Genomic DNA, 11,966 nt, shown 5'->3' with positions numbered 1-11,966 from the left:
GCTGTGCCAAGGAAACAAACGAAAGTGGTTAAGATTGGTAATGTAAGCATCGGGGGCGGGGAGCCTGTGGTGATTCAGTCAATGACGAATACGGATACACGAAATGTTAAAGCGACGCTGCGACAAATCGAAGCATTAGCTCGAGCAGGTTGTGAGATTGTACGCGTCGCAGTGCTCGATCAGGATGCTGCTCATGCCATCAAAGACATTACAGCTCAGAGCGTACTCCCGGTTATTGCCGATATTCATTTTGATTACCACTTAGCTCTCATTGCTATTGAACAAGGTATTCACGGACTGCGGCTTAATCCAGGAAATATTGGAGCCCGTTGGAAGGTCAAAGAAGTTGTCTGCGCGGTCAAGGAACGAGAAATTCCCATCCGCATTGGCGTAAATGCCGGTTCTCTAGAAAAGGAAATTCGTGAAAAGTATCAGGGCGTTACCGCTGAGGGCATGGTGGAAAGTGCTTTAAAGCATATTCATGTGCTGGAGGAAGAAGGGTATGACAAAATAAAAGTCTCCTTAAAAGCTTCCGAAGTTCCGCTGATGCTTAAAGCCTACCGATTGATGTCTGAGACCGTAGATTACCCGTTGCATGTGGGAGTCACTGAGGCAGGAACCGTTCGTTCGGGTTTAGTGAAATCAGCCGTTGGCATTGGAACTTTACTTGCCGAAGGAATTGGAGATACGATACGCGTCTCCTTAACAGGTGATCCTGTGCAAGAAATCCCTGTTGCCCTGGAGATTTTAAGGACTTTAGGGCTGAGAGAACGTGGAGTTGACCTGATTAGTTGCCCAACCTGTGGTCGGACTCAAGTTAATCTTGCTGAACTGGCCGAACAAGTGGAAACGAGGCTTTCAAGTCTTCCCGCTTTGGACAGGCCTTTAAAAGTTGCAGTCATGGGTTGTGCAGTCAACGGTCCGGGTGAAGCCCGCGAAGCTGACTTCGGAATTGCAGGGGGAAAAGGGATGGGACTTCTCTTCCGCAAGGGTGAAATTGTTGCCCGATTACCAGAAGATGAACTTTTGCCAGCCCTACTTAAGGAAATTGATAATTACGTAAAAGAGCATGGAAAGGATGAACACTAAATGCGTGTTAGCCAGGTACTGAATCCTACGTTGCGAGAGGTTCCGGCTGAGGCTGAAGTTGTGAGCCAAAAGCTGATGCTTCGCGCCGGTTTGATCCGTAAAGCAGCGGCAGGTGTTTATACGTATTTGCCCTTAGGCTTAAGAATTCTAAAGAAAATCGAGCAAATTGTTCGGGAAGAAATGGACGCTAAGGGGGGGCAGGAGGTTCTGCTCCCAATCATTCAACCAGCTGAACTTTGGCGGGAATCGGGCCGTTGGGATGTTTATGGACCGGAGATGTTTCGTTTAACAGATCGCCACGAACGCGAATTTTGTTTGGGACCGACCCATGAAGAGATTGTGACCGATTTAGTACGTGGTGAAGTCCGCTCTTATAAACAATTACCGTTACTTCTTTATCAAATTCAAAATAAATATCGTGACGAACGACGTCCTCGTTTTGGCTTAATGAGAGGTCGGGAATTCATAATGAAGGATCTTTATTCCTTCGATCGGGAGGAAGCGGGACTCACTGAGAGTTATAATAAAATGTATGAGGCCTATACACGGATTTTTACGCGGTGTGGCTTAACGTTCCGGCCAGTTGAGGCGGATGCCGGCGCCATCGGGGGGACCGGGGGAACTCATGAATTCATGGTTCTTGCTGATTCCGGCGAAGCTGCTGTTGTCTACTGCCCAGAATGCGACTACGCAGCCAATGTTGAAAAAGCAGAATGCCAACCGCAAGCCATCGCGGGTGAGACGGTTACGGACAACTACAGTTTGGTTTTGACACCCCACGCGAAGACGATCGAGCAGGTTGCAGAGTTTCTCGGATTAGACCAACACGAACTCGTTAAATCGATGTTATACCAAGGGGATGATCAGTTATTCTTGGTTCTTGTTCGGGGTGATCGCGAAATCAATGAAATCAAGCTCAATAATATGCTTGGACCCTTTGTCAATTTGCAGCTTGCGGCTCCTGAAGCAGTACGTCAGAGCTTAGGCTGCGAGCCTGGTTTTGTGGGACCGATTAATGCTCCCCAAGATCTCAAAATCGTCGCCGATTTAGAAGTTCCCTTAATGAAAAAAGCAGTCTGTGGGGCGAATCAAGCAGAACACCATTATGTCAATGTCTTGCCAGAGAGAGATTTCCGGATGGATCAGGTTTTCGATCTCCGCATGGTTGTGGCTGGAGAGAAATGTCCTCAATGTGGAGGTGCCTTACAGGAGGCTCGTGGAATCGAGGTTGGGCAAGTCTTTAAATTAGGAACCAAGTATTCGAAAGCGCTCAATGCTAACTTTTTAGATGAAAATGGGCAAGAGAAACCTTGCGTCATGGGGTGCTACGGAATCGGGGTCAGCAGAACGATGGCGGCTGCTATTGAACAAAACTATGACCAAGATGGGATCATTTGGCCAATACCAATTGCACCCTTGCACGTTATTGTCGTTCCTGTAAGTATGAAGGATCCTCAAGTTGTAGAAACGGCGGAGAAACTTTATGAAGAACTCCGCCAGGCGGGCGTAGAAGTGATGATCGATGATCGGGACGAACGTGCAGGAGTCAAATTTAAAGATGCTGATCTTGTAGGCTATCCTCTGCGCGTGACAGTAGGAAGCAAGACACTCGCTCAAGGGCAAGTTGAACTACGACTACGTAAAACAGGAGAGATGGAACTCATGAAGGTTGAGGAACTGACGAGTCGTGTACGTGGTATTATTACGGAGGCATTAAAGTAAGAGTATTAGTCATTATGGGTTGGAGGGATTCGCGTGCCAAAACCTGTTTTACTCGGGGAGGTTCTCTTCTTGAGTCAACTTCCACCCGATCGGCAGGAATCATTCCGTTCCTATTTTACGACAATTGAATTAAAGCAGGTGGAGGTTCTTCCGCTCGAAAGGAAATGGATCCTTCATCTTTCTTCTGCTCATTTTATCCAACGCGAATTCTTAGACGACTTCACCTGTTTTCTCAAAGAGCAGGTACCTGAGGTTGAAGAAATAAATTGCTCTGTGGAATATGAATCCTCCGTCCTGAATATAGAGGAGCTTTGTCACAGGCATTGGCCGGAGGTCGCTCGAGATATCGCCGAAATGTTACCCGTTTTCAAAGGGTGGTTAGGGGAAGATTCCTCATATCAAGCACGGGATGAAGAACTTAAGTTCTTTGTTCCCAACGCATTGGGAATTGAGTATTTCAACACGAAAAAAGGGGCTGTGGAACGCTATTTCGCGACGAAGTTCAGTCTCAAGTGCTCAGTTTCCTGCGAGTTGAAGGCGAGTCTAGCCAACGAAGATATTTTCGCGCAAACAGTTGCTGAGGAGCAGGAAATTCTCCAACACATGTTAACTCAGTCTAAGGAAAAAGCGAAAGATAAACCCGAACGCCCTGAAACTAATCTGATTCGGGGCAAAGAATTTAATGGTGAGATTGTTCCACTTCATGAGGTACAGGATGAGGAACGACAGATCATAGTAGCGGGCGAACCCTTTGGGATAGAATACCGAAAGCTGAAATCTGGACGTCAGCTATTGACGTTTAGCCTAACGGATAAGACAGACTCGATCTCAGCCAAGGTATTTCTGAATGAAGGCGAAGAGAGCCTAGACCTGAACGAAGAAAAGTGGATTAAAGTCCGTGGCTCAGTGCAGTATGATAAATACTCTTCTGAACTGACCTTGATGCCCAAGGATATTATGTGTACCAAGCGGGTGATTCGGCTGGATGAAGCGCCAGAAAAACGCATTGAGCTCCATTTGCATACGCGGATGTCCACATTGGATGGAATGTCCACGGCAGAGGAACTCGTCGAACGCGCTAAAGCTTGGGGGCATGAAGCAATCGCCATTACGGATCACGGAGTCGTTCAGGCTTTTCCGGAAGCCGTAGATGCTGGGTTAAAATATGGAGTCAAGATCATTCTTGGCGTAGAGGGATATTTGCTGGACGATACTCCAGGTCCCCTGCCCTTAAACCAACGGAAAACACGTCATATTATTTTGCTTGTTAAAAACTATACGGGCTTAAAAAACCTCTATAAGTTGATTACTATTTCTCATCTTGAGTATTTCCACCGGCGTCCACGGATTCCGCGCTCGAAACTCATTGAACATCGCAAAGGGCTGATTATTGGCTCCGCCTGTGAAGCGGGAGAATTGATTCAGGGGATTCTGGCGAAGAAGTCCTGGGACGAATTGAAGGAAATCGCCACGTTTTATGATTACCTCGAAATCCAGCCAATCGGGAATAACGAATTTATGCTTCGGACGAACCAGGTGGAGAATGAAGAAGGACTCAGAGAGATTAACCGCACGGTCTGGCGCCTAGGCCGTGAGCTTAATTTGCCAGTCGTCGCGACCGGAGATATCCATTTTCTAGATCCCGAAGATGAATTTTATCGAAGAATTCTCATGGCTGGAAAAGGGTTTGAAGATGCCGATAAGCAGGCCCCCTTATTTTTCCATACCACAGAGGAAATGCTTAAGGAGTTTTCTTATCTCGGGGAAGATGAGGCACTCGATGTCGTTGTCCACGCACCCAAGAGAATTTCAGATCAAATTGAAGTTTTAAAACCCTTCCCAGATGATTTACATTCCCCTACAATTCCGGGAGCAGAAGAAAAGATCGAGAGTATGTCTTGGCAACGGGCGAAGGAGCTTTATGGTCAGGAGCTGCCGGAAGTGGTTAAAAATCGCTTAGACAAGGAATTAAAATCGATCATTGGCAATGGTTTCGCGGTGCTCTATCTCATTGCCCACTTGCTCGTTAAAAAATCCAATGAGGATGGGTATTTGGTTGGCTCTCGAGGATCAGTAGGGTCTTCGCTCGTAGCGACGATGACAGGAATCACTGAAGTTAATTCTCTACCGCCACATTACCGCTGCGTGAATCCGGATTGTTTGCATTCAATTTGGGTTGAGGATGGAAGTGTGGGTTGCGGTGCAGATTTACCCGATAAAAACTGTCCGAGATGTGGTCAACCCATGGCTAAGGATGGGCATGACATTCCGTTCGAAACCTTCCTTGGGTTTAAAGGTGACAAGGTGCCTGATATTGACTTAAACTTCTCAGGAGATTATCAACCTCGTGCCCATAAATATACTGAGGAAATTTTCGGAGTAGGGTATGTTTTTAGGGCCGGGACAATTGCCACGATTGCAGATAAAACGGCCTTTGGTTATGTCAAGAATTATGTTGAAGATAGAAAGCTACAGGTTCGGCCAGCGGAAATGTCTCGCTTAATCCGAGGTTGCTCTGGTGTTAAAAGGACGACTGGGCAACATCCTGGAGGGGTTATGGTTGTCCCCAAAGAATGCGATGTTTACGATTTTACCCCCTTGCAACGCCCTGCAGATGATCCTAAATCTGATACGATTACGACCCATTTCGATTATCATTCGATTTCAGGTCGTCTCGTCAAGCTGGATATTTTAGGTCATGATGATCCAACGGTCATACGGATGCTGGAGGACTTAACGGGGCTTGATGCAAAGAAGGTTCCTCTTGACGATGAAAAGACAATGTCTTTATTCTGTTCACCAGAAGCCTTAGGCGTGACATCGGAGCAAATTCGCTCGAAAAGTGGAACCTATGGTATCCCAGAATTCGGCACGAAATTTGTGCGTCAAATGCTGGAAGATATCCAACCGAAGACCTTTTCTGACCTCGTTCGAATATCTGGGTTTTCACATGGAACAGATGTCTGGCTGGGAAATGCTCAGGAACTTCTGCGCAGTGGGACAGCTGGGATGTCCGAGCTTATTGGCTGCCGAGATGATATCATGGTATATCTGATTCATAAAGGTCTGGAATCGGGAGGGGCCTTTAAAATCATGGAAAGTGTACGTAAAGGGAAAGGGCTTAAGCCGGAAGATATTGAAGAGATGAAGGCCCATGAGGTTCCCGATTGGTATATTGAATCCTGCATAAAAATTAAGTACATGTTCCCGAAGGCTCATGCTGTTGCCTATGTAACGATGGCCTTTCGCATTGCCTGGTTCAAGGTGCATTACCCGGAAGCATATTATGCCACTTTTTTTACCGTCCGTGCGGATGAATTTGATGTTGACTTAATGGTTCAGGGAGCTGACGCTTGTCGGCGTAAGATGGAGGAGATTGAAGCCAAAGGCAATGATGCCTCGACCAAAGAAAAAAATCTCTTAACCATACTTGAATTGGTTTTAGAAATGTTATGCCGAGGGATTCCTTTGCGTAAAGTCGATCTGTGGGAATCTGATGCTACTAAATTCCAGATTACACCCTCTGGCATCCTACCTCCTTTTACTTCGCTTCAGGGTTTGGGCGATAATGCCGCACGCAGTTTAGCGGAAGTTCGTAAAGAAGGAAATATTAAATCGATAGAAGATATACGCTTACAGGCAAAGCTAAGTAAAACTGTCATTGAAATTCTTCAAAACCACGGTTGTCTAAAAGAACTTCCCGAACAGAATCAGCTGAGTCTCTTCTAATCCATTATTTCCCCCCGAAAGTGTTGCGCACAGGTAAAGGATATGCTATAGTTGTAACAGGAAATTTGTAGGATTGAGTTAAGGAGTGGGTTTTGTACCCACTCTTTCATTTGCACTACCAGAAAATATAAACTTTACGGGTTGTCTAATGGCAACTAAGTAGTCGACTACGCGAAACTTGGCGTCAGCCAAGTTTTCTTTATCCTACGATGCATGTATTTATGTCCGGCAGGATAAGGCAACTAGGCATAAAAAAGTATAACTTCGTAAGACTACGTATAAAGGGGTTAGAATAAAGGAGAGATACACATGGGACAGCCAGTTGAACAAAAAGTTGAAGCTTTAGTTAAACCCATTATCCAGGAACTAGGGCTTGAACTGGTGGACGTTGAGTACATAAAAGAAAGCGCGCATTGGTACCTCCGGCTTTATATTGATAAGGAGGATGGAATAGACTTAGACGATTGTACAAATGTAAGTCATGCCGTCAGCGAACTTTTAGATAAAAATGATCCTCTTCCACAGGCTTATATGTTAGAAGTATCTTCTCCAGGCTTAGAACGCCCCTTAAAGAAGGAGGAGGATTTTATCCGCTTTCAGGGGAAGCTAATTCGCATCCAGACTAAGCAGATCTTTCAAGGGTATCAAGAATTTACGGGATACCTGGTGGGACTTGAGAATGAAGCAATTATTCTTGAATATGAAAAAGAGAAGGTAATACTTCCAAGAAATATAATTAAAAAAGCGAATTTAGCATTGGAGTTTTAGAGGAGGAAAAGTTGAAAATGAATATGGAGTTCATTGAGGCCTTGCATGAACTGGAAAAAGAGCGAGGAATTTCAGCCGAAATTTTATTTGAAACGATTGAAGCAGCACTTATCTCAGCTTATAAAAAGAACTTTGCATCCTTACAAAATGTCAGAGTCAGTATTGATCGGACAAGCGGTGAGTTTAAGGTTTTCTCACGGAAAACGGTAGTTGAGGCGGTTGAAGATAACCGTACTCAGGTCACGTTGGAGGAAGCTCGTAAAATTGATCCCAATTATAATCTCGAGGATATCGTCGAGTATGAAGTAACTCCTCGTGACTTTGGCCGGATCGCAGCTCAAACGGCGAAACAGGTTGTCGTCCAAAGAATCCGTGAGGCTGAGCGGGGGATGATTTATGACGAATACATCAACCGCGAAGGTGACATCGTTACTGGTGTCGTTCAACGATATGACCAGAAAAATGTTATCGTTGACCTGGGTAAAGTCGAAGCTATTCTCACGGCTCAGGAGCAAATTCCGGGTGAGACCTATCAGCCTTTTGAACGAATCAAGACCTATGTTGTAGAAGTTAAGAAGACAACCAAAGGACCTCAGATTATGCTGTCGAGAACACATCCAGGTCTCATTAAACGTCTTTTTGAACTAGAAGTCCCGGAAATTCATGATGGCTATGTTGAGATAAAAGGAGTATCTCGTGAAGCGGGTGCACGTTCAAAGCTTGCCGTTTATTCACGAGAGCCCAATGTTGATCCAGTGGGTGCGTGCGTGGGGCCAAAGGGAAGTCGGGTTCAAACAATTGTCAGTGAACTCAAGGGAGAGAAAATCGACATTGTCAACTATTCGCCCGATCCTCAGGAATTCGTGGCTAATGCGCTGTCTCCTGCTAAAGTAATTGGGGTTTACACTAAGCCTAATGAGAAAGTTGCCCTTGTCGTTGTTCCTGATTATCAGCTCTCTTTAGCTATTGGTAAAGAAGGGCAAAATGCGCGTCTGGCAGCTAAATTGACCAATTGGAAGATTGATATTAAGAGTGAATCGCAAGCCTTGGCTCAAAATCTTATTCCTGAGGATAACGATCAAGATGCGACGGAATATAATGAGTACAGTGAGTATGAAAATTACGATGAGAATTATGATGAGTATGAAGAATACGATGAGTATGATGAAAATGCCGAAATAAATGAGGAATTTTCGGATTACGATGACGAATCTGTTGAATATAATGAAGGTGTTGGTTACGACACTAAGGATGGTTATGAAGGATACGAAGAGACCGTGTCAGAGTGTAAAACAGAAGTGTCTGGAGAGTTAAGCGAATCGGATTCTGCCAATCCTCCTAAGGAGAGTAAAAAGAAAAAAGGGAAGAAGTGAGAAGATGAAGGTGCGCAAAGTTCCGATGCGAATGTGTTTAGGCTGCCAAGAAATGAAGCCCAAAAAAGAGCTTGTTCGGATCGTGCGGACTCTGGAGGGAACCGCAGAACTCGATCCAACTGGTAAACGGAATGGTCGGGGAGCTTATATCTGCCCACGAGTGGAGTGCTTTAAGGCGGCGGTTAAAGGGCATCGGTTTCAAAAGGCATTAGACATCGCTCTCTCACCTGAGTTAATTCAAGAATTAGAAGGAAAGTGGGAGGGTTCGTGATAGAACGGATTTATTCACTTTTAGGTATAGCCCGCAGAGCAGGAAAAATATCCTCTGGTGAGTCCCAAGTCGAAGCCATGTTAAAGAAACGTAAAGGTTACCTACTGATTTTGGCTGAAGATGCACCAGGTACGCATAAAAAATATATACAATGGGCTGGAGATTTAAAGATACCGGTTCTCATACTTGGTCAAAAATTAGAGCTGGGAAAAGCAATTGGGTTATCTCAGCGTTCGACAGTTCTGGTCATGGATGAGGGGTTTGCCAAAGCGATCTTAAAGGTAAGGAGTTGACGGCCTGGAAAAAATATCGGGTGCTGAATATGTGGGGGTGGTTGTATTGAGTATACGTGTTCATGAATTGGCAAAAGAGTTAAATTTAAGTAGTAAGGATGTTATGGCAAAACTAGGAAGTATGGGAATTGATGTTAAAAATCATCTAAGTGCAGTAGAAAAAGGGGACGCAGATAGTCTCCGTGCCCAAGTTCCTCATCAAAAGGGTGAGGACCAAGGCAAAGAAGTGCCCCTCACTGTAGCCCCGGGGGAAAATAAAAAAGAAGTTTCAAAACCTCAAACAGGAATGGGAGATCGTCCGCAAGGACCGCGTCCAGGAATGGGAGATCGTCCGCAAGGACCACGTCCAGGAATGGGAGATCGTCCGCAAGGACCACGTCCAGGAATGGGAGATCGTCCGCAAGGACCACGTCCAGGAATGGGAGATCGTCCACAAGGGCCGCGTCCAGGAATGGGAGATCGTCCACAAGGGCCGCGTCCAGGAATGGGAGATCGTCCGCAAGGGGCACGCCCGGGAATGGGAGATCGTCCGCAAGGACCACGCCCGGGAATGGGAGATCGTCCGCAAGGACCACGCCCGGGAATGGGAGGCCGTCCGCAAGGGGCACGCCCGGGAATGGGAGGCCGTCCGCAAGGACCACGCCCAGGAATGGGAGGCCGTCCGCAAGGGGCACGTCCAGGAATGGGAGATCGTCCACAGGGCCCCCGTCCAGGCGCCGCGCGTCCTCAAACTACGCCAGGAACTTCAACGATCGAACCACCGAAACGGCAAAGCCCAGATAAGAAAAAACCACAGGATCGCTTTTTTGAACGTAAAAAAGAGATGGAGAAAGACATCCATTCCCGTCAACATCAACATAGACGTAATGTTCGTCATGAACACAAAGAGGTTCGTGACACCACTCCAAAGCATATTGTGATCCCCGAGTCGCTTACTGTTCAAGATCTAGCTTCTATAATGAGCCGAAAATCAGGTGAGCTCATCAAGAAGCTCATGGATCTAGGTGTCATGGCTACGATTAACCAGGAAATCGATGCTGAAACCGCCACGATTCTGGCTACGGAGATGGGAGTTACTGTTGAAGTCAAAATAGAGAAGCCTTTAACCGAAGTCGAAGAAGTTGGGGATGATCCAGCCGATTTAATATTACGGCCCCCTGTTGTTACAGTCATGGGGCACGTAGACCATGGTAAGACATCCTTACTTGATGCCATTCGCATGACGAATGTGACGGCTTCTGAGGCTGGGGGAATTACCCAGCATATTGGTGCTTATCAAGTTGAAATTAAAGGGCAGAAAATTACGTTCCTTGATACACCTGGCCATGAAGCCTTTACAGCGATGCGTGCTCGTGGTGCTCAAGTTACAGATATTGCGGTTCTTGTTGTAGCTGCAGATGATGGGGTTATGCCTCAAACGATTGAGGCGATCAATCATGCCAAAGCAGCGGGAGTTCCAATCATTGTTGCGATTAATAAGATTGATAAGGAAAATGCCCAACCTGACCGCGTGAAACAAGAATTGACCGAATATGGTTTGGTTGTTGAGGAATGGGGGGGCGAGACGATCGCAGTTCCTGTATCCGCAAAAGAAAAGAAAAATATTGGTCAACTCCTCGAGATGATTATTCTCGTTGCTGAGATGCGTGAACTTAAAGCAAATCCGAATCGTCTTGCTGCAGGTACAGTCATTGAAGCCGAACTTGATAAAGGAAAAGGTCCTGTAGCGACGGTCTTAGTCTCCAAGGGGACATTAAATGTAGGAGACATCATTTTAGCCGGTTCGGCTTTCGGAAAAGTTCGAGCAATGGTTGATGATAAAGGACGCCGTGTAAAGAAGGCAGGTCCCTCTATGCCTGTAGAAGTTCAAGGGCTTAGTGAGGTGCCCGATGCCGGCGATGTATTTAATGTTGTGATGGATGAGAAACATGCCCGTCTAATTACGGAAGCGCGTGCGAACGTGAAAAAAGCTGATGAGGTACGACAAATCACAAAAGTCAGTTTGGAAGACCTGTTCGACCGGATTAAAGAAGGGGAAGTTAAAGAACTCAATGTTATTATCAAAGCCGATGTACAAGGCTCGATTGAGGCTCTCAAACAATCCCTACTCAAACTATCGACGAGCGAAGTTCGAGTCAATGCCATTCACGGAGGGGTTGGGGCAATAACTGAGACAGATATCATGTTAGCAGCCGCTTCCAATGCGATTATTATTGGCTTTAATGTCCGACCGGATTCTAACACGAAAGCCACGGCTGACTTAGAAGGGGTAGATATTCGCCTCTATCGTGTCATTTATGATGCGATCGAAGATGTCAAAGCAGCTATGACAGGGATGCTCGATCCTGACTTTAAAGAGGTTGTCCAAGGCCGAGCTGAAGTCCGTCAAGTCTTCAAGGTTCCGAAAGCGGGTACTGTTGCCGGAAGTTATGTAACCGAAGGGAAAATTACTCGGGCATCCAAAGTTCGGGTAATTCGCGATGGCGTAGTTATCCATGAAGGAAATCTAGAGTCCATCAGACGATTCAAGGATGATGTCCGCGAAGTGATGGAAGGGTATGAGTGCGGAATTGGCGTGGAAAACTTTAATGATATAAAAGAGGGCGATATTATCGAAGGATATATCATGGAAGAAGTGAAACGCGAACTTTAATTCAAACCCTTGGTTTCCTACGAGGATAAGTCGACTAGACTTCAGGTGTTGGTAATTCTTCACCTGAA

The 11,966-nt window shown here is 46.0% G+C and carries 8 protein-coding genes; all 8 read left to right on the top strand.

The features are described 5' to 3' along the window. The first annotated feature begins 3 nt into the window (after positions 1-3). The 8 genes from ispG (at position 4) to infB (ending at position 11,898) form a co-directional block, all read left to right on the top strand. Positions 4-1,089 (top strand): flavodoxin-dependent (E)-4-hydroxy-3-methylbut-2-enyl-diphosphate synthase, encoded by a 1,086-nt coding sequence (gene ispG / locus VM640_RS01345; RefSeq protein ID WP_325389138.1) that lies wholly within the window; start codon positions 4-6, stop codon positions 1,087-1,089. Further along, positions 1,090-2,811: a proline--tRNA ligase gene (locus VM640_RS01340; RefSeq protein WP_325389136.1), complete on the top strand. Its 1,722-nt coding sequence runs from the start codon at positions 1,090-1,092 to the stop codon at positions 2,809-2,811. Positions 2,812-2,844: 33 nt separating this feature from the next. Next, positions 2,845-6,540 carry a PolC-type DNA polymerase III gene (locus tag VM640_RS01335; RefSeq protein WP_325389134.1) on the top strand — a complete coding sequence of 1,232 codons (3,696 nt, stop codon included), beginning with the start codon at positions 2,845-2,847 and terminating at the stop codon, positions 6,538-6,540. A 309-nt stretch (positions 6,541-6,849) separates the two neighbouring features. Beyond that, a complete protein-coding gene (gene rimP / locus VM640_RS01330) occupies positions 6,850-7,308 on the top strand; it encodes a ribosome maturation factor RimP (RefSeq protein ID WP_325389132.1) in 459 nt (152 codons plus the stop codon). A gap of 17 nt (positions 7,309-7,325) precedes the next feature. After that, on the top strand, positions 7,326-8,681 hold the full coding sequence (gene nusA, locus VM640_RS01325) for a transcription termination factor NusA (RefSeq protein WP_325389130.1): 1,356 nt from the start codon (positions 7,326-7,328) through the stop codon (positions 8,679-8,681). Between the two features lie 4 nt (positions 8,682-8,685). Then, a complete protein-coding gene (gene rnpM / locus VM640_RS01320; protein WP_325389128.1) occupies positions 8,686-8,952 on the top strand; it encodes an RNase P modulator RnpM in 267 nt (88 codons plus the stop codon). After that, positions 8,949-9,245, top strand: coding sequence for a L7Ae/L30e/S12e/Gadd45 family ribosomal protein (locus tag VM640_RS01315; protein WP_325389126.1), 297 nt, complete (start codon positions 8,949-8,951; stop codon positions 9,243-9,245). Before rnpM ends, VM640_RS01315 begins: the two co-directional genes overlap by 4 nt. Positions 9,246-9,291: 46 nt before the next feature. Next, positions 9,292-11,898 carry a translation initiation factor IF-2 gene (infB, locus tag VM640_RS01310; protein WP_325389124.1) on the top strand — a complete coding sequence of 869 codons (2,607 nt, stop codon included), beginning with the start codon at positions 9,292-9,294 and terminating at the stop codon, positions 11,896-11,898. Positions 11,899-11,966: the final 68 nt, after the last annotated feature.

The organism is Desulfitobacterium sp. (genome assembly GCF_035539115.1).
Lineage (GTDB): Bacteria > Bacillota > Desulfitobacteriia > Desulfitobacteriales > Desulfitobacteriaceae > Desulfitobacterium_A.
The sequence above is the reverse complement of the archived record's forward strand: the minus strand, read 5'-3'. Positions and strand labels throughout refer to the sequence as shown.

Excerpts from the sequence above, each read along its gene's own strand:
- VM640_RS01340 (WP_325389136.1), top strand. The coding sequence starts at position 1,090 with ATGCGTGTTAGCCAGGTACTGAATCCTACGTTGCGAGAGGTTCCGGCT.
- rimP (WP_325389132.1), top strand. The coding sequence starts at position 6,850 with ATGGGACAGCCAGTTGAACAAAAAGTTGAAGCTTTAGTTAAACCCATT.
- nusA (WP_325389130.1), top strand. The coding sequence starts at position 7,326 with ATGAATATGGAGTTCATTGAGGCCTTGCATGAACTGGAAAAAGAGCGA.
- rnpM (WP_325389128.1), top strand. The coding sequence starts at position 8,686 with ATGAAGGTGCGCAAAGTTCCGATGCGAATGTGTTTAGGCTGCCAAGAA.